We start from the raw sequence: 21,535 nt of genomic DNA, 5'->3' as shown, positions 1-21,535 counted from the left end.
ATAGAGCGCCCGCCGGTCGGGCGAGACCTCCCCACGGGTGAAGAAGCGTCTCGTCCCCACCAGCGCTCGGGTCAGGGGATCGTCGAGGCCGGCCTCGGCGGTCGCGCCGGAACCGTTTCGAGGGGTGCCCATGTCCGTCCTCCCCGGGGCCGTGTACGGCCTTTGCCGAGACCTCCTGCCGATCTTCACATTAGTCGTGACCGGGCAGATATTCTGCGTTTGCACACGGCAACGATCCGCCGGACCAGTGCACGCTTCCGCGGTCGGGCCAGGTTCGGGAAGTGTGCTGCCGAGGCGTGCCTACGGCGTCGACGGTGTCCAGGCTGGTCAGCGCAGCCAGCGGCTTATCCGGAGGGGGCCTCGTCCCGGGTCGTGCGGGCAACGGAGAAGATGTCCAGCAGCAGCGCGGCCAATGCCACCACGGCGAGCAGGATCAAGCCGAGGGCGTAGTCGCCGAACTGGCCATAGATGGCGCCCATCACCAGCGGCGGCACGAACCCGCCCAGACCACCCGCGGCGCCGACGACGCCGGTGACCGAGCCCACCTGGTTCGCGGGCGCCATGAGGGCCACCAGCGCGAACGTGGCGCCGCTGCCCGCACCCAGCGCGGCGGCCATCGCCAGCAACGCGATCGTGCCCAGTGGCACCAGCGGCGGCGTGAACGCCTGCATCAACGCCCCGCCGATCACAACCAGCAGCGTGGCAGCCAGCACCCGGGTCGGGCCAAGCCGGTCGGACAGCCACCCGCCGACCGGGCGCATTAGCACCGCCAGCAACACGAAACCCGCCATCCGGTTCGCCGCGTCCGCCTGGGTCAGCCCGTAGGCGGTTTTCAGGTACGAGGGCAGGTAGACCGAGAACGCCACGTAGCCGCCGAACGCGACCGCGTACAGCGCCGACGCCTGCCAGGTGATCCTCAACCGCAGCGCTGTGGCCAGCCGTGCCGCCAGTGGTGCCGATGGCACCGGCCGGTTCGGCGCGTCGCGCAGCACCAGCCAGGCCAGTACCGCGTACATTGCCAGCACTATCGCAGTCAGCACGAACGGGGCTGCGATGCCGTGCGCGTCGACCAGCTTCACCGTGGTCAGGGCGCTGATCGCGGTGCCGCCCATCCCGGCGCCGAACACCCCGACCGCCAGCCCTCGTCGTTGTGGCGGAAACCAGGCGTTCACGAACGGCACCCCGACCGCGAAACTCGTCCCGCCGATACCCAGGAAGAACCCGCCCACCAGCAGCGCCGCCAGCGAATCATGGCCGAGCAACCCGAGATACAGCACCGGGACGATCGTGGCCAGCGACACCAGCGGAAACATGACCCGGCCGCCGAACCGGTCGGTCAGCGCCCCCACCGGAATCCGACCCACCGACCCCACCACCACAGGAACCGCCACCAGCAGCGCCTGCTGAAACGAGCTCAGGTGCAGCATGGCCGTGAATTTCACCGCCAGCGGGCTCAGCAGCGCCCACGCCCAGAAGTTCACCGCGAACCCGACCGTCGCCACCGCCAGCATCACATTCGGGTGACCACCGCCGCTCGCGGCGGCACTGTCTGAACCGGTCCGTCGCTGGCGCATTGCGCTCATCCTCTTCTCCACTGATCTGGTTGTAGGAAACGAGCCCGCGTGCACGGCAACAGACCCCGCACGTCCAGGGTGCCTGACCAGCAGGCACCGTGTGAGGTACTTGGTGCCCGCCGCATGCGGTCACGTGCCAGCTCCAAATCACCGGGCAACCAGAACAGAAATTCATGGCGGGAGTCCACCATCGGTTCGGCCTGTACCCAGTGGTTCACGGTCGACGAACCGGCCCGAGCGCTCGACCCTGTCATTGACAGACCCGTCGTGGCGGATCCATTCGGCTACCTACGCTCGATCTTGGACGCCTTCGTGATGACTTTCCAAGGCCGCCTCAACCCGGCCGGCAACTAACCGCTGTTACCCCGTTCGTTTGACGGGCCCACCGCATCCAGCCAGCACGTGATTTTGATTTCTTCCCTAGGCAGAGCAATGAATCAATCAAGGGCTATTTGCTTGTCAGGCCGAGCCACAGCTCGGAAGTTCGTCCGGCGCGGGTGGCTCGGGGATCGCAAGGCTTGGCCGAACCTTACCCATAACGTAATCGTGCAGGCCCCCCGGCCAGCTACCCGGCAGCGGCTCGTCTTGAACCAAGAGCGCGCGGCACGGAAGCGGGCGTTGGAACGCCGTATGCATCGCGGAACCGCAAAGGGGGTGAGGTTGCCGGACGGTAGGGCACCCATGACCCACGCGGCGGTCACGCGATCTCGGCCAGGGCTGGCCTGCTAGTGCGGAATCGTGGTCGCCTGGACGTACAGCCCGCGGTCACCGGCGCGATGTGTGCCACGTGCCGCCGCAGCGGGTCGTCGACCGCACGATCACCGCGCCGGCGAAGGCCGCGATCGCCGCGTAGCCCGCGATGGTGCCCATCGTCGCGAACGCGGTTCCGAACAGCGTGTTGCGCAGCGCGCCCAGTTTCTGGCTTTCCGGGGTGGCTTTCTGCTCGGGGGTCAGCGCGATGTGCTGGCCGCTGATCTCCGAGTAGGTCTTTCCGCCGGACATCGCGTTCATGTGCGCCTGGATGTAGTGATCGGCGTACGCCTTGGCCTCCGCCCGGTATCCATCGGACTGCTGGCGTACGGTTTCAGCGCATCCTGATCGGCCGTCGGAAACTTCTCCAGGGCGGCGCCTTCGGGCATCGTGATGTCATGCGTGCTGCGCTGGTCATTCAGCCCGTTCCCAATGTAGTTGTGGGCGTAGGCGAGCAGCCCGCCCACCAGGACGAAAACGACGGCCAGCAACAGCCCGGCCTCCGAGATCAACTTGTCGAACGCAGCACGCATTGTCGAGACCAGTGCGCATGTACGTATAAATCGGCCGTTGACGAGGATATGCCTCGACAGGAGCGGCAGCGCGATCTTCGGTTTCTTACTAGTGTGTAATCGTCAATTGACTCAGCGTGACGGCAGTCTGGACCGCAGGGAACTGAAGCGGGAGCGCGTGATGTGTGGTTCGGTATCGGCGATCGCCTTGGAAGACCGTGAACGGGAACTGTGGCCGACTGTGCGGGAGTTGCTGCGCAAGCCCGGCCGAATGATGGCACTCATGCGAGGGGCACTCGGCGACACAGAGGTAGCGGCCGTGGCCGCGGTGCAACCACAGGGCACGGTGGAGCCGCTCGCGATCCTGGCCACGACGCACGAGATCGCCGACGAGATCCGTCTCTGCGGTGAAGCGAACCTAGATAAGATTCCGCCGATCGGCGTGCAACCAGCCAAGATTGGCGACTATGACGTCGAAGTGCTTGTCGGAGAAGGGCCGGACGGGCGGCGTCGGCCACTCGCCGTCCTGGTGAACCCGTGGCTCGAGCAATACCTGCTGATATTCGCCCGAACGCTCTGGCGCAGGTACTGATCCGTAACTACCTACTTCGCGGTAGCCGGATCCAGATCGGCGATGACGCGGGCATTGGCGACCTCGGCGTAGACGTTCGCGCCAGTCTCATCACGTTGGCCAGAACGCGGCCGAGTGCTCGCCGCTGCGCACGCACCGCGCTGTCCTGCGCGACGCCTGTGTGACAGGGGCGAGACGCAGGCGCGGCAAGATCCGCCTACGTCTACACTCGATCGGCGATGAGCTGGTGGATGCAGGCAATGCCGCGACACGTGGCCTTCCCAGAAGACCCGACGGTGCCGAGCCGCGCGCTGCCCACCATCGAGGACTTCGTGGCGGCCGCCGTTGCCAGCGGCACGCACCTGACGCTGTGGGACTCGCCGCCCGGCCTGGACTATCCCGGCTGCTCGCCGACGTCTGCGTCCGCTCGCGGGACCTCGGCGAGGCCAGTCTGCAGGCCGACAACAAGTTCGGCTCTGGCATCGCATTCGCCGGCTTCCGAAAGCCTTCTCCCGGCGCCGTGCTCGACCCAATCTGCACGCTGGCGCAGACCGCCGGACCGATGCTGATCATCGATGAGTGCGTTTGCCACGGCATGCCGATCGATCCCGGCGACATACCGGCCGAGGTGAGCGCGCGGCCGGAGTGGACCTGGGGCTACCCGGTGGATTAGTCAGCGCGGTCAGGGGCAGTTCGCCGAGAAGCTGGACGCGGCGAACGTGTAACACTGGGCGATGCCACCCGCCGCGTGACCCGGCACTCGGCAGGCATGCTCGGGTTTCATGAGGCGCTGTCGACCGAATACCTGATGCCTACGCTTCTCGCCGGCGGATGTCACCGGGAGGCTTCGCGGGGCGGAGGATGTGACCCTGCAAGGGTACGTGATGATCAACAAGGGGTACGTGATGATCAACGCCGTGGACCGGACGGTCGACGACGACCTGTGCATACCGGTCAAGCCGGTTGTTGCCTAACCCGAATACCTGATGCGGGCCGCCGAACACCCGACCCTGCGAGCGGGCAACCCGCGTTTTGGCTGCCGAGCCGGAGGTGAACGTCGAGCCCGCGGACCTGGGTCAGAGGCGTCGGCGTCCACCGTTGGTCCACGGTCTGTACGCGTGGAAATGAAGGGCAGTGGCGGGCTGGCGGACCGCCCCGCGATGGTGGTGGACTTGCCCGCTCCGTTTCCGCCAAGAAGGCCATGAGCCTCGCCCGGATGCACGGTCAGATCCAGGCCGTCGACGGCCAGGACTGCCCCAAGGTCTTGGTGAGACGCTGGATCAGGATGACGAGCTGACTCACGAAGGCTTCTCCCCAGGGGCGGCCAGGAACGCGCCCTTGGTGTAGACGGCGGTTGCTTCGGCGGCCCACCGGGTGACGCCCTCGGGCGTGAGCGGGTCGACTCCGATCGCGGCGGCGACCTGGTTGCGCAGCAAGACCAGTGCGAGATCGTTGACCAGCAGGAACGCTGCCCGGACCGCTGGGTCCTCGGCGGGTCGAGCGGCGCCGATCTCGGTCATGGCGTCGAGCAGCCGGCGGGTGAGGGCGTACCAGCGCCCGAACAACGCCGCGGCCGCCGGGTCGTTGACGAGCAACAGGCGGCGCAGGTACGCCGGCAGCGGGGAGCCGTGCGGGAAGGCGCGCGCGAACATCTCGGCGATCGACGCCCCGCTGTCCCCGGTGAGCATCTGGGCGAGGTCCCGCTCGTTCATCGAGAAGAGCCCATCGAAGGCCTTCGCCGCGTACGCGTCCACGGCGGCTCGCAGCCCTTCCTTGCTGCCGAAGTGGTGCACCACCAGCGCCGGCGACACGCCTGCCGCGGCGGCGATCTCCCGCACCGTGACGGCATCGTGCCCGCGCTCGCCGAACAGGCGCAGCGCGGCGTTGCGGATGGTGGCCTTGGCGGTGAGGTCTCCCTCATCGGCGATTGAACTCATGTTCAATACGCTAAACAGGCGTACAGTCGAGGTCAAGGAGCCAGGCAGTCGGTCGCGCCCGGACTGTCCGCCAACCAACACCGGAGGGGTGGTATCTCATGCGGGTCTTGATCGTCGGAGCGGGGATTGCGGGCCCCACACTCGCGTATTGGCTGCTCCGGTCCGGGCATCACGTGACCTTGGTCGAACAGGCTCCCGAGCTGCGCCGCGGCGGCTACCTGATCGACTTCTCGGGCGCCGGCTTCGATGTCGCCGACCGGATGGGCATAGTTCCGGAACTGCGGCGCCGGGGCTATGTCCTGGACGAGGCGCGGGCGGTGGACCGCGACGGGCGCCGGATCGCCGCCATCAAGCCGGCGGCGATCATGGGATCGATGCAGCGGTACGTGAGCATTGCCCGCTCCGATCTGGCGGCGGTGATCTTCGAGGCTCTCGAGGATGCGGCGGAGTTGATGCTGGGTGACTCCGTGCGCACGCTCGTCGACGACGGGAATCAGGTTCGGGTGACGTTCGACAGCGGGCAGGACCGCACCTTCGATCTGGTCGTGGGCGCCGATGGCCTGCACTCCCGCGTACGGAGAATGATCTTCGGTCCTGATGTGCAGTTCGAGAAGTATCTGGACATGGTGGTCGCGGCGTTCGAAGTGCGGGGATACCGGCCGCGGGACGAACTGACTGCCCTGATGCACGCCGACGTGGGTTTCCAGGCACTTCGTCTGTCCCTGCGCGACGATGTCACCCTGTGCCTGCTCACCGTTGCGCACCGTGGTTCGGCCCCGATCGGGAATCGGGCAACGCAGCATGAGCTTCTGCGGACCGCGCTCGCCGGCGCCGGGTGGGAGACGCCGGCGTTGCTGGAGCTGATGCCGGAGGCGACGACCTTCTATTTCGACGCGGTGAGTCAGATCCGCATGCCGTCCTGGGCGCGCGGGCGCGTGGCCTTGGTCGGCGACGCGGCGGCAGGCCCGTCGTTTCTGGCGGGACAAGGGTCGGCGCTGGCGATGGTGGAGTCTTACACCCTGGCCGCGGAACTTGCCCGCTGCAGCGATCATCGGGACGCGTTCGCCCGCTACCAGCAGCGGCTGGCCCCGTTTCTGCGGTCCAAACAGGATGCCGCGATCGGCCTGGCGCCGGCTTTCGCGCCGAAGACGAGGCTCCAGCTTCTGCTACGCAACACGGTGATGAGGTTGATGGGACTGCCCAAGGTCCCCGATCTGGTCATGGGACGAAGCTTCCGCGACGCCGTGGAGCTGCCGACGTTCGCCGCCAGCTGACTCCGGCCGTGACTGGCGGCACGCCAGCGGCCGAGCCCACAGGACGCTGCCGCAGGGACATCAGGGGAGGATCCGCGATGGAGATCGTCGACAGGCCCGGCCCGCCTACCGGACTCGGCCGCCTCCTGTGGCGGCTACCCATCCTGCTTTACCGGTGCGGGCTAGGACCTCTGCTGGGACACCGGGTCATGCTGCTCACCCACACCGGGCGGACTACCGGCAAACCGCGCCAGGCCGTCGTCGAGGTGGTCTTCGAGGACCAGCGCGGTTACGTAGCCGCGTCCGGCTTCGGGCCGCGCGCCGACTGGTATCGCAACGTCATGGCCCACCGCCACGATCCAGATCGGTGGCCGGCGCCTGAACGTGACCGCGGCAGCCATTCCGGTCGAGGAGGGCAGTGAGATCATGGCGCGATACGCGGCGCGGCACCCGACCGCAGGACGCCGGTTGTGCAAACTCATGGGGTTCGCCGTCGACGGCAGCGCCGAGGACTACCGCGCGGTCGCCCGGCACATTCCGTTCGTGCGGTTCACGGCAGCAGCACTATGATCCGGTCGACGACCTCGGTGAAGGGCGGCCCGACGATGTCGGCTGCCGGCCGATCGGCAAGGGGCCACGCCGGGCCGACGGACAAGAGCCGCCCGGCGGCCGACGGCCGGAGCCCAAACGTCTCGGCGCGCGCCGCCACCGCCCCGATGCGGCTCTGGCGCCGGGTTTCAGCCGGCGCGGTGGCGGTCGAGGACCGTGGTTGGCCGTTCGTCTATCACGGGGTGCACCTTCGCGCTGGCTTGTCACATGGTCGTACGGCGGTGCCGATCGCATCGGGTGCACGAGGTCGCGTGCGGGACGGCTCGGAGACGGCCGAGCGGGATGGGCCTGCGGCAGTCCTGGCAGAGGCCGTAGGCGCCCTCGGACATGCGTCGTAGGGCTTGCGCGGTATCGGCGATGTTGCGGCGGGCGGTGGCAGCGAGGAGTTCGAGCGTGCGCGGGTCGTAGCCGCCGTGGCCGGGAAGCCGGCCGTAGACGGTCAGTTCGGTGAGCCGGCTCGTCTGGACGGCGAACTGTTCCTCGAGCATGGTGCGCAGCAATTCCAGGGGTTCGCCGGCGACTGCCGCGGTTTCGGCGGGTTGCTGGGTGATGGTCATCGTGTCCTCCAGTGAAGCGAAGGTCAGGTTCGGGTGGGGTGGCGCAGCAGCGACGTGGCGGCCAGTCCGGCGCCGGTGAGCGCCGACGTACGCGGGGACGGCGCGCGGTGTACGGGCAGACGCAGCGCGGCGCACAGCGTGGTGGGAAGCTCCGGATGCGAGGCGCCATCTCCCACCAGCAACAGGCCGCGGGTGAGTGCAGGGGTCAGGTCGGGCATCGCTGTGCTGCCTCGCAGGTCGTCGATGTGCCGCGCGATGATGTCGCTGATCAGCTCGAGGGTGGCGCCGCGGGCGAGGTCGCGGGTTCCGATGTCGGATCGGCGGGCGGCGATGACGCGTCCGTGTCGCAGCAGTGCGACCTCGGTCAGTTGCGCACCGAGGTCAGTGACCAGCAGGCTGCCGGCGGCGGCGCCGGAGCCGATCGCGGCGGCGCGCACGGCGTCGATAAACACCAGGCGGGCGGGCGCGAAGACGGCCTCGATGACGCGGCGCATCGCCGCCTGGTCCCGTTCGCCAGCCAGGACCGGCCGGCAGGCCACGACGACGCCGCCTGCCGGTATCGGCTCGCTGAAACGGCGGATCAGCTGCGACAGCATCGTCACGCAGCCTCCCTCATCGATGATGCAGCCGCGGCGGATGAGGGAACCTGCCGGCGCGAAGGTGTCACCGCAGGATGCCGTGCGGGTGCCGCGGCGCGCCGCCCACACGCCGATGGAGCTGCTGCCCAGGTCGAGCGCGACCGCTGTCGGCGCGGCGGTGCCTGCCGCCCCACCGGCGGGCTGACCGGTCAGGGGCGCGGAGGAGAAGAGGGTGGGAGGCACGGTTACACCGGTCGCTTTCATTTTCGAGGGCAGAGTCGCTCTTGCGCGAATCGATCACGACGGATCGCCGGAGATCGGCGACGTTCCTACAGGAGATTCGGCTACCTGGGCCTTCTGCCACGATCGGCCGGCAGTGCGGCCGACAGGCGGTCGACCTGAGCTCACAGAGCGGCCGCTACCACTACGTGCGGTATCGCGAGGCGGGCGCCGGCCCCGCTGACTGTCCGTCCTTGGTCATCGCCGCTGACACCCCCTTTCTCGAGTGGTTGCGTGACCGCATCACCATCGTCGCCGCTGAGGACCTGACCGGCAGTGGTAGGAACCGGTCAAGTCTCACGGTCCTCGTTGCCGACGCCCGGCAAGCCTTCCCTCGACGTGGTCCGCTGCGACGCGCGTACGTCGCAGCGGGGTGCCGGACGTGCAGCGCCCACGCCGACGGCGTCACCGCGACGTGGCCTGTACGAGACGGAGCGGTCCGCGACTTCTTCGCCTGCGTGCCCTGGTTCGGTGGGCCAGTTCGGGTCCCACTTGCCTAGGTCTCTTCCGGCTCGCCGCCTTTGGCGCGGCGTGCGGTCGGAGCGGTGCAGGCGTGCCCGGCGCCGCCGGCGGTCAGTAACGCAGGATGGCCGCCATCGGCGCGGTGTCCGGCATCCGGTCGCGGGGAACGGCGTACACGACGCCGCCGCGAAGCAGGGTCGCCACCGCGGCGGCGTCCAGGTGATCCACCATGCTGGGGTCCTCGTGCAGTCGGATGACCCGTGGCGTGCCGGCGGACGCGTCGTTGCGCACGAACAAGGTCTCGATGCGGCCCTGCTCGGCGGCAGCGCAGACCGCGGTGGCGCCGGTACACGTGCGTCCGGTTCCGCGCAGTTCCCGGTAGGTCGCTGCGGCGGTGGTCTCTCCGGCACACAGCACCGGCTCGGCCAGGGGCCAGGCGGCTTGGTGCAGCTGCTCGGGGCTCATGCCGCGGGGGTTGCCGTCGATACCGTCGCCGATCAGTCCGGGATGGGTGTTGACCTGCCGGTAGAGGGACTGGGTCGAGCGGATACCGGCGAGCAGCAGCGGAACGTCGTCGGCCGGCAGGACGTCGCGCAGCGCCCGGTCGACCCGCCGGAAGTGCTGCAGGATCAGGGGGGTGTGATCGTCTTCAATACCGTGGAAGACGGCACGGCCGCCCGTGCCACCGCGGTCGGCGACGAACGCATGCACCTGTGCTCGCCGGCGGGGCATGGTGAGCCACACGGCGAGGGGCAGCCCGTCCAGGGCCATCTCCTGCACACTGTGACGCGACCCGCGCAGCAGCCGGATCTCGTCCTGGTTGAGCGCCAGGACGTAGAAGGGGCCGGCTGCGCCGAGCAGGGGCAGCAGCGGCCGGACGAGGAAACGGTCGCCGACCGCCACGGTTTCAGGAAGTCGGAGGGGCACCCGGAACTGCCGGACACCGCCCTGTTCGCAGAACAGGGCCAGGCCGTCGCTCAGTTGCTCCGCGCGTCGCGGGTGTCCCAGCAGGCGGCGAGCGGGCGCCAGGACCAGCTGCGCCGTGGCGGCGGACACGCCGTCGGCTCGGAGCGCCTGCTCGGCCTGCCGGAGGAGACTGCTGACGCGGGTGTCCTGGCGATCAGCCGCGTCCGCGCGTGGGGTGGGCAGGAATACCGAGACCCGGTGGCCGCCGCGTTGCTCGGAGAGCCCGACCAGTTCTTGCACGCTGAGCGTGTTCGACAGTTCCATCCTCGCCTCTCAACACAGAGCAGTGGGTGATCATCGGCGCGAACGTCCCGCCGATGACTCCTCGTCGTGACCACCAGCTTGTGCCGGCGACCCGCGGTCAAGACAGGTCCCTCGCGGCCTGATCCCGGCCGCGCAACTTGCCGACCGGCGGCAGGATCATGCGTCTGCCCGGCAACGAGGCACCGCGAACGTCGCCGTCGGTGCACCTGGCCGCCGCGGTGCGTGACCGTCACGATCGGAGACAGTGACCTGTGGAGTGCTTAGGAGGTGCACGACCGTGCGGCAGTGGACAGTCCGTGACGTGATGACCAGCGACGTGGTGACGGCCGGCCCCGACGCGTCGATCAGCGAGCTGGCCGGCCTGCTGACCCGGGAACGGATCAGCGCGGTACCCGTCGTCGCCGACGACGGCCGGCTGCTGGGTGTCGTTTCCGAGGCCGACCTCGCGGCGCAGATACCGCACCCCCGCACGGCACCGCACCGCACGATCGTAACCCGGGCACCGCGCGCCAAGGATCTGATGAGCGGCCCGGTACGCACCGCCGCCCCGGACGAGCTGCTGTCCACCGCGGCCCGGCGGATGCGCCGGCGCAACGTCAGACGGCTGATCGTCACCGACGACACCGGACGGGTACTCGCGGTGGTGTCGCGCGCCGACCTGATGCGCCTGTACACCCGCGACGACGAGGCCCTGCGGCGTGAGGTCATCGAGCAGGTGCTGCGAAACACGCTGTGGATCGGTCCTTCGCAGGTGCGCGCCGACGTCGAGGCCGGTGTGGTGACGCTGACCGGCGAGGTCGGCCGGCGTAGCACCGCCCAGATCGCGTCCCGGCTCACCGCGGACGTGCCGGGGGTGTCGCAGGTCATCGACGACATCGCCTACCGCTTCGACGACACCGCGCTGGTCCGCTCGCGTGTCGGTCGTACGCATCCGTTCAGCGCCGAACCGTTCGGACCGTGACCGCGGCCACCCCCAGCCCGCTGGTTGCCGGACACCGGCAACCAGCGGGCGGTGTAGGTCACCGGTGCCGGCCCTGTCCGCTACCGCATTGGGGCGGCCAGCATGGGCGGCGACGGGTCGCTTGCCACCGCGACGCGTCAGCCGTGCGGATCGGCGCCGTCGTGGTGCCGGAGAGGAGGAAGGTCATGCAGGGGATGGTGCGCGATGTCATGACGGCCGACGTGCTCACGGTGGCGTACGACGCCGTTGCGGCCGAGGTCGTCGCGACCATGACTGCCTACGACGTCAGCGCGGTCGCCGTGGTCGGCGAGTTCGAGCGGGTACTGGGCATCATCACCCGTACCGATGTACTCAACGCCATGAGGTTGCGGGCGCCTGATCCGCGTCCGCGTCTGCCGTGGCGGCGGCCCGTTGTGACACCGGACTGGGCGGTGACCTCGGCCGGGCAGATGATGAGCGCACCGGCGCTGACCGTGGACGCGGATGCGACGCTTGCCCAGGCGGGCCGGTTGATGCGTCGCCACACGGTGAACCGTCTGCTGGTGACCGGAGCGGACCGGCGGCTGCTGGGTGTCGTCACCGCCGCTGACCTGCTCAAGGTGTACGACCGCACCGACGAGGAGCTTCGCGCCGGCGTGCGGCAGGCGGTGGCCGGTCTACCGGTTCGTGATCTGGCCCTCGGTGTGCATGACGGGGTGGCCACTGTTGCCGCGACCGTCACCGACGCTGGGCTCGCGGGTCTGGTTGTCCGGCTGATCCGCGCCGTGCCCGGTGTGACGGCGGTCCGCGACGAGATCATCGTCGACTCGCCACCGCGGTCGCCGGCCGTGCCGGCGCCGGCAACCGATCAGTGGCCGCTCGAGGGCTGGTGGCCGGGCCGCCGCCCGCGCCCTGACCGTCACCGCGTAGCCGCAGCCGCCGCATGACACCGACCGTCGGAAAGGACATGACGCCATGAGTGAAGCACTCGGCTGGTCCCTGTTTGCCGCACTGGTGCTGCTCGTCCTGCTAATGGTTTCGGTGCGGGTGGTCATGGAGTACGAGCGCGGGGTGGTGTTCCGGCTGGGCCGCGTCGTCGCCACCCGCGGATCCGGGCTGACGTTCCTGATTCCGCTGGTGGACCGGATGGTGCGGGTGTCGCTGCGCACCGTCACGATGAGTATTCCCCCGCAGGACGTCATCACCAAGGACAACGTGACGGTCAAGGTCAACGCGGTGGCGTACTTCAACGTCGTGGTGCCCTTGTTGTCGGTCACCGCCGTCGAGGACCACGTCGTCGCCACGTCCCAGATAGCCCAGACCACGCTGCGCAGCATCCTCGGGCAGGTGGACCTCGACGATCTGCTCGTCGACCGCGACTCCATCAATCAGCGACTGCAGACCGTGATCGACGAGATCACCAGCGCCTGGGGCGTGAAGGTCACCCTCGTCGAGGTCAAGGACGTCGAACTTCCCGACAGCATGCGCCGGGCAATGGCCCGCCAAGCCGAGGCCGAACGCGACCGCCGGGCCAAGGTGATCCACGCCGCCGGTGAGCTCGAGGCCGCCGACGATCTGGGCCGCGCCGCCCAGGTCCTGGAAGAACACCCGGCCGCGATGCAGCTGCGGGTGCTGTCCACCATGGCGGAGCTCACCGCCGAGCGCAGTTCCACCTTGATCTTCCCGTTGCCGGTGGAACTGCTGCGACTGGCCGACACCGTGCACCGCACGCTCACCGATCCCGCAACCGCCACAACGCCGCACGAGACCGGTCCCGGTAGCGCGGACGCCCCGCTCAGCCGGACCGTCAGCGGCGAACATCGGCCGGTCGATCATCACGAGGACCAGCGGGCCGGCCGCCACGAATCCGTGGGAACGGCGAGCAAATGACGTTTACTTCCGCGGCGATAGGCGATGCTTCACCTCCAGGGCCAGTGAACGGGAGATCGGACGTGAGCGCTGACAGTGCGCGCCGCACCCCGCAGCCGGCGGCGACCGACGCCGACGGGCAATGGCTCGCCGACGTCGCCGCCGCCGCCAGCCGAGACGCCGGCAACGTCCCCGTGGCGCTGCTCGGCGACTACCTGCCCTTGCTGGCCGACGCGGCCATCAGCGGCCGCAAACCCAAGCGCGCCGAGCTCGACGCCGTCGAAGCGCTCGGCCGCAAAGCGGCGGAACAGGGCATCTCAGCCGGCCGGGTGGTGCAGCTGTACCTGTCCGCCGCCCGCCGGCTGTGGCAGGAGCTGCCGGAGGTGGTGCGCAGCCGCGACCGTGAGGCCGTGCGCGCCGCCGCGTCCGCCGTACTGCACGTCATCGACCAGGCCGTCGCCACGCTGGCCGAGGGCTACGCGGTGGCCCGCCGTGACTTGGTCCGTCACGAGGAAACGCTGCGCCGGGAACTCGTCGACGACCTGCTGCGCGGTGACTCCGACCTCGGGGGCGTGGTGGACCGGGCCGAACCGTTCGGGCTCGACCTTGCCCGCGTCCACCAGGTCGCATTGGCCGCGCCGAGCCGGCGGCTTCCCGACACCGATGCCGCGATCAGCGCGCTGGAGGCGGTCATCTTCGACCGGCTCGGGGACCGTGACGTTCTCGTCGCGACCAAGGACGGCCTGCTGGTTGTCCTCGCGCCCGCTGACACCACCGACCCGGACGGCGGCCCGTCTGGTCACGACACGAGCGAGGATCTCGGGCGGCTGATGCACGACCAGCTGCGCCGGCTACCCCGCGGACGGCCCTGGCGCATAGCCGTCGGCCGGCCACACCCCGGCCTGTACGGCATCGCCCGCTCCTACGAGGAAGCCCGCGAAGCCCTGACCATGGCCGGCCGGCTACGCGTGCCCACCCCGGTGGTCAACGCCCGTGACCTGCTCATCTACCGTGTGCTGCTGCGTGACCAACCCGCCATGGTGGAACTCGTGCGTGCCGTGCTCAGTCCGCTGAGCCGGGCCCGCGGCGGCGCCGAACCCCTGGTCGCCACTCTGCAGGCGTACTTCGACGCCGGCGGCGTCGCCACCGAGACAGCGAAACGCATTCACGTCTCCGTACGAACGGTCACCTACCGCCTCGAACGCGTTCACACCCTCACCGGCTACGACCTGGCCGATCCGGCCCATCGGTTCACCCTGCAGGCCGCGGTGCTCGGCGCCCGAGCCCTCAACTGGCCCGAACAGCCGCTGCCCGCAGCCGGCTGACGGCCGACCGGACGACAAGTTGTCACCGGAGCACTGTCTGAAAGGTCGGAAGCCTCGCGTCGCCGCCCGGTGGCTAAGCGCTGGTCGCGAAGCTGATCGACGGGCTGCTCAGGCTGCCGGCGAGAAGCAGCTCACCCAGCGAATCGTTCGCGAAGTGGACCACCGCGGCCCACGACACGGGGATCAACCGCATCACACGGCATCGCTGTCATCACTGTCACCAGCGAAAAGCCGACCTTCTGCGGTCCGGACAGCCGCTTCGCCACTGCAGCGACCAGATCCGACGGCGGCTGTCCTCGCGCCTACGGCACCGACAAATGGAACAGATCCGTAAGACCGCAGATGGTCAAAACCTGAATAACGTGCTGGTGAGCAAGAATGATCTCGAGCTGGCCGCCCTGCTTCTCGACCAGAGCACGGCCCACCAGCAGCACCCTGATACCGGCGGAACCCATGAAGGTCAGCTCGCTGAGGTAGAGCGCTACACGGCCGGCAGGGTTGTGAGAGATCAGGTCCGCAATCGCGCGCCGCAGCTCGCCTGAGTTGCTCATGTCGACCTCGCCCGCCACCGCGATAACCGTCATGGCGCTGGTCCTTGCTGAGCTCGACGACCAGCGGCGGACTCGCGATGAAGCCATTGCCGGTCATGAGGACCTCCCGACCCGAAATACTTCGCTGACCCGCCCGTCTTCTCGCATCGAGTGCCCAGAAGACGGCCTCGAAGGCCCGGGGCTCGACGTGGTGCCAATCCCACCACGCTACGCCCCACGCCAAACGCGCCGGACTGCCGCGCACGACGCGACAGCGTCACTCAGCCCGCGACACCACGTGATCATCGACCGGCGCCGCTCGGCGGCCGAGCCGCGCCCGGGGCGAAAATGCCCGTCGCGCGCCGGATCGATCGTCAGACACCGGCGACAAAGTCAGACAGTCCTGCGGCGGTGCGTCAGGCCGACAGCATCACTCAATGTCCATCCTTGGTCAGAAGCTCGCAGAGGACTGCTGCTTCGCTGATCTTCATGTCCTTGCTGGCGGTCAACAGAATTGCCGTGTGGTTATCAGCGAGCTTCCGCAGATGTGCCAGCGCGGCGGCCTGTTCACCGGTCGCCAGCTCGGCGCGGTACCGGCGCCGGAACTCGGTGAAGCGTTCCGGGTCGTGGCCGTACCACTGGCGTAGTTGCGGGGACGGCGCGACGTCTTTGCACCATTCATCGAGTTTGGCCCGGGCCTTGGTGAGGCCTCGCGGCCACAGCCGGTCGACCAGGACGCGCAGCTCGTGCTGGTCGGCCGGCTTGTCGTATACCCGCCCGATGCGGACCTGTGTCTTCGTCATCACGACCTCCGCGGGTCCATGGGTGCTCCTTGTTGCTCAATACAAGTCCCAGCCGTTGCAGGGGCGGACGGCTATCGCGAGCAACGGTGCCGGCGCGTGCAGCCGCAGGCAGCCGCCCGAGTGGCACCTCGCTGTTCAAGCCGGCAGCCAAGTGGCTTCAACAGTGATCTGCGCACCGGCGAACAGCCGGGAGATCGGGCACAACGCGGCCGCCTCGTCGACGGACTTCTGGAAGCCGGCACCGTCGGTGCCGGCTGCCCAGCCGCGAACCTGAAGAGCGGAGGAGACGATGGTCGGCACCCCGTCAACCTCGTCCAGCGTCACGGTGGCCTCGACGGTGAGCCGCCGCGGGGGTGTTTTGGCCTTGCCGAGCACCAGGGCGAGCGCCATCGAGAAGCAGGAGGCGTGCGCTGCTGCCGCGAGTTCCTCGGGGCTGGTCTTGCCGCCGGGTGTCTCGGTTCGCGCCGCCCAGGTCACCTCGAGTCGGTCGAGGGCGCCGCTGCCCGAATGGATCGTGCCCTCACCGTCGACCAGTGAGCCGTCCCAGGTGGTCTCCGCCAGTCGCTGCGCGATGGTCATGTTCGGTTTCCTCGCTTTCCTCAGCGCGGCGGCGAGACGCCGGCGTGGGTGGTCGACGGGTCAACGGTCCTGATAGGTGGCGCCACCGTGCGACTCGCCGGAGAGCGGTTTGGCACCGCCGGGTGGTGGTTGCCGCAGCGAGTGGCCGGGGGAGTGCTCGGGATAGTGCAGGTCGAACGCGGGCCGTTCGGAGCGGATGCGGGGTATCCGGTCGAAGTTGCGTAGCGGGGGCGGGCAGGAGGTGGCCCATTCGAGGGACATGCCGTGGCCCCAGGGGTCGTCGGCGTCGGTTGTGCGGCCGAAGCGGTAGGACTTCCACACGTTCCAGACGAAGGGCAGCATCGAGGCGCCGAGGATGAACGAGCCGATGGTCGAGACGGTGTTGAGGGTGGTGAAGCCGTCGGAGGGCAGGTAGTCGGCGTAGCGGCGGGGCATGCCTTTGGTGCCCAGCCAGTGCTGGACCAGGAACGTGGTGTGGAAGCCGATGAAGGTCAGCCAGAAGTGGACTTTGCCGAGGCGCTCGTCCATCATCCGGCCGGTCATCTTGGGGAACCAGAAATAGACGCCGCCGAAGACGGCGAACACGATGGTGCCGAACAGCACGTAGTGGAAATGCGCGACCACGAAGTAGCTGTCGGTGACGTGCCAGTCGATCGGCGGGGCGGCCAGCAGGACGCCAGACAGCCCGCCGAACAGGAAGGTGACGAGGAATCCGATGGCGAACATCATCGGTGTTTCGAAGCTGATCTGGCCGTGCCACATGGTGCCGATCCAGTTGAAGAACTTCATGCCGGTGGGGACCGCGATGAGGTACGAGAGGAACGAGAAGAACGGCAGCAGCACCTGCCCGGTGGCGAACATGTGGTGGGCCCACACGGACATAGAGAGGCTGGCGATGGCGACGGTGGCGAGCACCAGCGCCTTGTAGCCGAAGACGGGTTTGCGGGAGAACACCGGGATGATCTCGGTGACGATGCCGAAGAACGGGATCGCGACGATGTAGACCTCGGGGTGGCCGAAGAACCAGAACAGGTGCTGCCACAGCATGGGTCCGCCGGTGGCCGGGTCGAAGACGTGCGCGCCGAGTATGCGGTCGGCCATCGCGGCGAGCAGCGTGGCAGCCAGCAGCGGGAACACGATGACGACCATGAGGGCGGTGACCAGGATGTTCCAGGTGAAGATCGGCATCCGGAACATGGTCATGCCGGGGGCGCGGAGGGTGAGGATCGTGGTGATCATGTTGACCGCGCCGAGGATGGTGCCCAGACCGGACAGGACCAGGCCGACGTACCACAGGTCGCCGCCGACGCCGGGGCTGTGCTGGGCGCTGGCCAGGGGTTGGTAGGCGAACCAGCCGAAGTCCGCGGCGCCGCCGGGGGTGGCGAACCCGCCGACGACCATCAGCCCGCCGAACAGGTAGAGCCAGTAGGCGAACGCGTTCAGCCGGGGAAATGCCACGTCCGGTGCGCCGATCTGCAGCGGTACGACGTAGTTGGCGAAGGCGAACAGGATGGGCGTGGCGAACAGCAGCAGCATGATGGTGCCGTGCATGGTGAACAGCTGGGCGTACTGCTCCGGGGACAGGAACTGCATCCCTGGCCGGGCCAGTTCGGCGCGCATCAGCAGGGCCATGAGACCGCCGGCGAAGAAGAAGCCGAACGAGGTGATCAGGTACATCATCCCGATCTGCTTCGCGTCGGTGGTCCGCAGTATCCGGGCGAGTGCCGACCCTCGTGGCGCGCGGCGCACCGGTGCCGGGTAGGCGACGATCGGCTTGGGCCGTGACACCGTCATCGCTGACCTTCTCCCTCTGTGGCCATCTCGGACTCCGTCGAGGGTCTGAGAACGCCGCCGCGGATGGCCGGCCGTGGGGGAGCCTCCCGGTGCGGCCACCGGAAGCCGCCGGTTAAGAGCCGGCTCGCGGCGACTGGTGTTCTGATCGTCGCCCGCCTGGCGAGCGGGCAGTATGCCTGCCGGCGGCCACAATGGACCACGTTGCCTGCTGGTCGTCGGCAAAGTCCCGGCGCTGCTGGGCCTCGTGACACCAGGTCCGCCGTGCCCTCTATGCCTCTGTGGTGACGAGGTCAGCCTGACACTGGCGTGGCCGCACGAACGGGGTCAGGTGAGCTTCGATCCCTGGCTGGCCGCCCTGCTCGACCAGTCCCTGCAGCAGGCCGAGGTGAACAGCGCACACGATGCCTGGATGGTCTTCCGCCAACGACCAGAAAGGGCAGGCGTGCAGCGTCATCTGCATGTCACCACCGTTCGTGGCGAGGGTGGGCTGGAAACCCAGCTCGGTGAACAGCGCGGCAACCGTGCCGGCGGTGGCCTGCATGTCCTCGGGCTGGCCGGCGGGGTGCGGGCGCAGACGCTGCGCCCATGCCCGGCCGGCCTCCCGGGCCTCGCCGCCGCCGTCGGTGGCGTCCAGGCGGTCGACGAGGACGGCTGCCAAGAGCGCGTATCCCGTGTCGTGCGCGCCGGCCGTGGTCGGCTCGTACACCGTGCGCGGGCGGCCCCGCCGGCCCAGCCGGGCCGAGCTCTCCCGCACGAAGCCGGTTCTGATCAGCACGTCGAGGTGGAACCGGACGGTGTTGGGGTGCAAGCCCGTAGCTGCAGCCAGCGCCGGAGCGTCCAGCGGCGTCGCGGCGGTCCGCAAGGCCCGCAGCAGCTGTCTTCTGCTCGGCACGGCGAGTGCGCCGAAATTCACGTCGTCAGGCACCCCCCGAATATACACGATGAGTATGGTAAAAAAGATTGAGGAGGTGGTCATGACCTACGTGATCGCGGAGCCGTGCATCGACGTCGTCGACCGGGCCTGTGTGGAGGAATGCCCGGTCGACTGCATCTACGAGGGTTCCCGGGCCTTGTACATCCAGCCGGACGAGTGTGTCGACTGCGGCGCCTGCGAACCGGTCTGTCCGGTTGAGGCGATCTACTACGAGGACGACCTGCCGCAACGGTGGTCGATCTTTGCTGCGGACAACGCGCGGTTCTTCACCGAGCTGCTGCCAGGAACCGGCACGCCGCTCGGGTCGCCCGGTGGCGCCGCCCGTCTCGGCCCGCTGGGCAGGGACACCGCGCTGGTCGCCGGGCACGGCACCCCGGCGCCCTGATCGGTCCGCTACAGCACCCGCCGGCACTGGTCGGGTTTCCAGCCGAGGAGGCGACATGATGCAGAACGCTCACCACTGGCCGTGCCGGCGAACGATCGTCGTCGGCGTCGATGGCTCCTCCGGGTCGAAGGCCGCTCTGCGCTGGGCGCTCGAGCAGGCCGAGCGAACCGGCGCCGACGTGGAGGCCGTGCACGTATGGACACCGGACACGACCTGCTACGCCTGCATGCCGGTACCGCTCGACGTCGATGACCTCGCCGATGCCGCCGAGACGACGCTGCTGGACGCCCTGGTCGAGGTGACCCGCGAGTACGGCCGCTCGGCGCCGATCCGGCCACGCGTGCTCCGCGGTCTTCCCGCCGAAGAGCTGCTTCACGCCGCCAGACATGCACAAATGCTGGTCCTCGGCGCACCCACCCACGGCACCATGGCCGGCCTGCTGCTGGGCTCGGTCAGTCACCAATGCGTCCAACGCGCGACCTGCCCGGTCCTGGTCACCCCGGCCGTGCCGCATCAGCTGCCACCGCCCTCGCTGCGGTGCGCCGACGCCGGCCAGCCTGCCATCCCACCGAGGAGCTGAACGCCGCACGCCTCGATCCCGCCGCACCGGCCCGGCCGGAATCCGGCGGTCACCCTTGAGAAGAGGGCAGCCATGAACCCAACGACGTCGCATCGAGATCTGACAGCCCCGGCAGAGGTGCTCGCTGCCGCTGCGACGGCGGCCGCGCACTGTGCGCCATCGATACTCAACACCCAGCCGTGGCGCTGGCGGGTACGCCCGGGCCGGCTGGAACTGTTCGCCGAACCCCGTCGTCACCTGGGTGTCACCGACCCGGACGGGCGGCTGCTGATGCTCAGCTGCGGCGCGGTCCTGCATCATGCCGGCGTCGCCCTGGCCGTCCAGGGCTGGAGGGCGCGGGTCGTCCGCACGCCCAGCATGTCGGCAGGCGTGCCGCTGGCGGTATGTCATGGCTTCGAACGGATCGCGATCACCCCGACCGCACGCCCGCAGGACCAGGCGATGCGGACGCGGCACACCGACCGCCGGCCGGTCAGCGACCAGCCCCTTGCTGCTCCGGTCATCCGCGCCATCACGGCCACCGCTCGCGGCGCCGTTGGCCTGCAGATCCTGTCCGCCGAGCAAGTACTGGATCTGGCCGCCGCCGCATCCAGAGCCGGCACCGTGCAGGCCCGCGACCCGCTGGCCCGAAAAGAGCTGGACTACTGGACGAGTCGGCCCATGACCGATGGCATCGGGCTGCCCCCGCAGGTCCTGCCGGAGCGACCGGCCCAGACCACGGTTCCCGGTCGCGGGTTCGGGCACGCCGGAACTTTGCCGATCGGCGCCGGCCACGACCGGGCCGCCACCTACGCGCTGCTCTACGGCGACGGCGACGAGCCGGCCCAATGGCTGCAGGCCGGTGAGGCGTTGTCCGCCCTCTGGCTGACCGCGACCGCTCTGGAGGTGGCGGTGCTGCCGTTGAGCGACGTCATCACCGTGCCCGGTACCCGCGAAGCCCTGCGCCGGATGCTGAAACCCTTCGACCATCCGTACCTGGCGCTGCGGCTCGGGATCGCCGAGCCGGCGCCCGGCGCACCGCCTCGCACCCCGCGACTGCCGACCGCCCACATCGTCGAGGTGGTCTCGCCGGACGACGCCTGACGCAACCGGCCGAGATCGTCGGCGCTCGCCAGTCTGCCGAGCGCTGGCTGCCCTGAGGCGAACCGCTCATATGCGGTCTGTGGAAAGGAATCACGATGAACCCTACGGCCGGGCGCCGCCCGGTGATCAGCGATGGACTGCCGAGCCAGCTTCCCGACATCGACCCCGAGGAAACCAACGAGTGGGTCGAGTCGCTCGACGGAGTCATCGACGAACGCGGCGCCAAGAGAGCCCGCTACGTTATGTTGCGCCTGCTCGAGCGGGCCCGGGAGCGGCAGGTCGGCGTTCCGCCCCTGACCTCCACGGACTACATCAACACGATCCCGCCGGAGCAGGAGCCCTGGTTCCCCGGCGACGAGTTCGTCGAGCGCCGGATCCGGGCGTACATCCGGTGGAACGCG

The 21,535-nt window shown here is 69.0% G+C and carries 25 protein-coding genes and 1 pseudogene; 13 read left to right on the top strand and 13 right to left on the bottom strand.

Annotated features, from left to right (window positions below; genetic code table 11):
• Nucleotides 1–344 precede the first annotated feature (344 nt).
• The 3 genes from ODJ79_RS45365 to ODJ79_RS45355 form a co-directional block, all read right to left on the bottom strand.
• Entirely contained in the window at nucleotides 345–1,583 is a 1,239-nt protein-coding gene (locus tag ODJ79_RS45365) for an MFS transporter (protein WP_411267450.1), read from the bottom strand.
• A gap of 756 nt (nucleotides 1,584–2,339) precedes the next feature.
• Nucleotides 2,340–2,585: a hypothetical protein gene (locus tag ODJ79_RS45360; RefSeq protein ID WP_263029959.1), complete on the bottom strand. Its 246-nt coding sequence runs from the start codon at nucleotides 2,583–2,585 to the stop codon at nucleotides 2,340–2,342.
• Nucleotides 2,582–2,857: a hypothetical protein gene (locus ODJ79_RS45355; RefSeq protein ID WP_263029958.1), complete on the bottom strand. Its 276-nt coding sequence runs from the start codon at nucleotides 2,855–2,857 to the stop codon at nucleotides 2,582–2,584. The genes ODJ79_RS45360 and ODJ79_RS45355 overlap by 4 nt, the downstream gene beginning before the upstream one ends.
• A 106-nt stretch (nucleotides 2,858–2,963) precedes the next feature.
• Between ODJ79_RS45355 and ODJ79_RS45350 the strand changes: the two genes are divergently transcribed.
• A complete protein-coding gene (locus tag ODJ79_RS45350) occupies nucleotides 2,964–3,428 on the top strand; it encodes a hypothetical protein (RefSeq protein WP_263029957.1) in 465 nt (154 codons plus the stop codon).
• Between the two features lie 349 nt (nucleotides 3,429–3,777).
• The gene (locus ODJ79_RS45345; protein ID WP_263029956.1) at nucleotides 3,778–4,080 is read left to right on the top strand and encodes a hypothetical protein; all 303 of its coding nucleotides are present in this window, start codon (nucleotides 3,778–3,780) and stop codon (nucleotides 4,078–4,080) included.
• A gap of 297 nt (nucleotides 4,081–4,377) precedes the next feature.
• Here the strand turns inward: ODJ79_RS45345 and ODJ79_RS47405 are convergent, their stop codons facing one another.
• Both ODJ79_RS47405 and ODJ79_RS45335 read right to left on the bottom strand, forming a co-directional pair.
• A complete protein-coding gene (locus ODJ79_RS47405) occupies nucleotides 4,378–4,629 on the bottom strand; it encodes a hypothetical protein (RefSeq protein ID WP_411267449.1) in 252 nt (83 codons plus the stop codon).
• 76 nt (nucleotides 4,630–4,705) lie between these two features.
• Nucleotides 4,706–5,344 (bottom strand): TetR/AcrR family transcriptional regulator, encoded by a 639-nt coding sequence (locus ODJ79_RS45335; RefSeq protein ID WP_263029955.1) that lies wholly within the window; start codon nucleotides 5,342–5,344, stop codon nucleotides 4,706–4,708.
• A 98-nt stretch (nucleotides 5,345–5,442) separates the two neighbouring features.
• Between ODJ79_RS45335 and ODJ79_RS45330 the strand changes: the two genes are divergently transcribed.
• The 3 genes from ODJ79_RS45330 to ODJ79_RS45320 all read left to right on the top strand — a co-directional run bounded on the left by ODJ79_RS45330 (nucleotide 5,443) and on the right by ODJ79_RS45320 (nucleotide 7,167).
• The gene (locus ODJ79_RS45330; protein WP_263029954.1) at nucleotides 5,443–6,618 is read left to right on the top strand and encodes an FAD-binding domain; all 1,176 of its coding nucleotides are present in this window, start codon (nucleotides 5,443–5,445) and stop codon (nucleotides 6,616–6,618) included.
• A 77-nt stretch (nucleotides 6,619–6,695) separates the two neighbouring features.
• Nucleotides 6,696–7,019: a nitroreductase family deazaflavin-dependent oxidoreductase gene (locus ODJ79_RS45325; RefSeq protein ID WP_263029953.1), complete on the top strand. Its 324-nt coding sequence runs from the start codon at nucleotides 6,696–6,698 to the stop codon at nucleotides 7,017–7,019.
• 4 nt (nucleotides 7,020–7,023) lie between these two features.
• Entirely contained in the window at nucleotides 7,024–7,167 is a 144-nt protein-coding gene (locus tag ODJ79_RS45320) for a hypothetical protein (RefSeq protein ID WP_263029952.1), read from the top strand.
• 242 nt (nucleotides 7,168–7,409) lie between these two features.
• On the opposite strand, the gene ODJ79_RS45315 is transcribed toward ODJ79_RS45320, so the two are convergent.
• The 3 genes from ODJ79_RS45315 to ODJ79_RS45305 all read right to left on the bottom strand — a co-directional run bounded on the left by ODJ79_RS45315 (nucleotide 7,410) and on the right by ODJ79_RS45305 (nucleotide 10,312).
• Nucleotides 7,410–7,763 (bottom strand): TraR/DksA family transcriptional regulator, encoded by a 354-nt coding sequence (locus ODJ79_RS45315; RefSeq protein ID WP_263029951.1) that lies wholly within the window; start codon nucleotides 7,761–7,763, stop codon nucleotides 7,410–7,412.
• A 23-nt stretch (nucleotides 7,764–7,786) separates the two neighbouring features.
• On the bottom strand, nucleotides 7,787–8,584 hold the full coding sequence (locus ODJ79_RS45310) for a rod shape-determining protein (RefSeq protein ID WP_263029950.1): 798 nt from the start codon (nucleotides 8,582–8,584) through the stop codon (nucleotides 7,787–7,789).
• A 609-nt stretch (nucleotides 8,585–9,193) separates the two neighbouring features.
• Complete coding sequence (locus ODJ79_RS45305) at nucleotides 9,194–10,312, bottom strand: hypothetical protein (protein WP_263029949.1); 1,119 nt, start codon at nucleotides 10,310–10,312, stop codon at nucleotides 9,194–9,196.
• Nucleotides 10,313–10,589: 277 nt separating this feature from the next.
• Between ODJ79_RS45305 and ODJ79_RS45300 the strand changes: the two genes are divergently transcribed.
• The 4 genes from ODJ79_RS45300 to ODJ79_RS45285 all read left to right on the top strand — a co-directional run bounded on the left by ODJ79_RS45300 (nucleotide 10,590) and on the right by ODJ79_RS45285 (nucleotide 14,446).
• A complete protein-coding gene (locus ODJ79_RS45300) occupies nucleotides 10,590–11,273 on the top strand; it encodes a CBS domain-containing protein (protein WP_263029948.1) in 684 nt (227 codons plus the stop codon).
• Between the two features lie 143 nt (nucleotides 11,274–11,416).
• Nucleotides 11,417–12,199, top strand: coding sequence for a CBS domain-containing protein (locus tag ODJ79_RS45295; RefSeq protein WP_263029947.1), 783 nt, complete (start codon nucleotides 11,417–11,419; stop codon nucleotides 12,197–12,199).
• Nucleotides 12,200–12,227: 28 nt separating this feature from the next.
• Nucleotides 12,228–13,142 carry a slipin family protein gene (locus tag ODJ79_RS45290; protein ID WP_263029946.1) on the top strand — a complete coding sequence of 305 codons (915 nt, stop codon included), beginning with the start codon at nucleotides 12,228–12,230 and terminating at the stop codon, nucleotides 13,140–13,142.
• A gap of 62 nt (nucleotides 13,143–13,204) precedes the next feature.
• Nucleotides 13,205–14,446, top strand: coding sequence for a PucR family transcriptional regulator (locus ODJ79_RS45285; protein ID WP_263029945.1), 1,242 nt, complete (start codon nucleotides 13,205–13,207; stop codon nucleotides 14,444–14,446).
• Nucleotides 14,447–14,748: 302 nt separating this feature from the next.
• Here ODJ79_RS45285 and ODJ79_RS45280 read toward each other — a convergent pair whose 3' ends face one another.
• From ODJ79_RS45280 to ODJ79_RS45260, 5 genes are all read right to left on the bottom strand, one after another.
• The gene (locus tag ODJ79_RS45280; RefSeq protein ID WP_263029944.1) at nucleotides 14,749–15,030 is read right to left on the bottom strand and encodes an STAS domain-containing protein; all 282 of its coding nucleotides are present in this window, start codon (nucleotides 15,028–15,030) and stop codon (nucleotides 14,749–14,751) included.
• 380 nt (nucleotides 15,031–15,410) lie between these two features.
• The gene (locus ODJ79_RS45275; protein ID WP_263029943.1) at nucleotides 15,411–15,779 is read right to left on the bottom strand and encodes a DUF488 domain-containing protein; all 369 of its coding nucleotides are present in this window, start codon (nucleotides 15,777–15,779) and stop codon (nucleotides 15,411–15,413) included.
• Between the two features lie 135 nt (nucleotides 15,780–15,914).
• Entirely contained in the window at nucleotides 15,915–16,358 is a 444-nt protein-coding gene (locus ODJ79_RS45270) for an OsmC family peroxiredoxin (protein ID WP_263029942.1), read from the bottom strand.
• Between the two features lie 60 nt (nucleotides 16,359–16,418).
• A complete protein-coding gene (ctaD, locus tag ODJ79_RS45265) occupies nucleotides 16,419–18,152 on the bottom strand; it encodes a cytochrome c oxidase subunit I (RefSeq protein ID WP_263029941.1) in 1,734 nt (577 codons plus the stop codon).
• Nucleotides 18,153–18,420: 268 nt separating this feature from the next.
• Entirely contained in the window at nucleotides 18,421–19,128 is a 708-nt protein-coding gene (locus ODJ79_RS45260; RefSeq protein ID WP_263029940.1) for a helix-turn-helix transcriptional regulator, read from the bottom strand.
• Between ODJ79_RS45260 and fdxA the strand changes: the two genes are divergently transcribed.
• From fdxA to ODJ79_RS45240, 4 genes and pseudogenes are all read left to right on the top strand, one after another.
• A complete protein-coding gene (fdxA, locus tag ODJ79_RS45255; RefSeq protein WP_263029939.1) occupies nucleotides 19,127–19,471 on the top strand; it encodes a ferredoxin in 345 nt (114 codons plus the stop codon). The genes ODJ79_RS45260 and fdxA overlap by 2 nt on opposite strands.
• Nucleotides 19,472–19,526: 55 nt before the next feature.
• Nucleotides 19,527–20,051 (top strand): universal stress protein, encoded by a 525-nt coding sequence (locus ODJ79_RS45250; protein WP_263029938.1) that lies wholly within the window; start codon nucleotides 19,527–19,529, stop codon nucleotides 20,049–20,051.
• A gap of 72 nt (nucleotides 20,052–20,123) precedes the next feature.
• On the top strand, nucleotides 20,124–21,134 hold the full coding sequence (locus ODJ79_RS45245) for an Acg family FMN-binding oxidoreductase (RefSeq protein WP_263029937.1): 1,011 nt from the start codon (nucleotides 20,124–20,126) through the stop codon (nucleotides 21,132–21,134).
• Between the two features lie 95 nt (nucleotides 21,135–21,229).
• Nucleotides 21,230–21,535, top strand: a pseudogene (locus tag ODJ79_RS45240) (pyruvate dehydrogenase (acetyl-transferring), homodimeric type); the annotation flags it as partial.

The sequence above is a fragment of the Actinoplanes sp. KI2 genome (assembly GCF_025630775.1).
In the GTDB taxonomy this organism is placed as follows: domain Bacteria; phylum Actinomycetota; class Actinomycetes; order Mycobacteriales; family Micromonosporaceae; genus Actinoplanes.
Note: the sequence above shows the minus strand (reverse complement) of the source record. Positions and strands in the feature narration are given on the sequence as shown.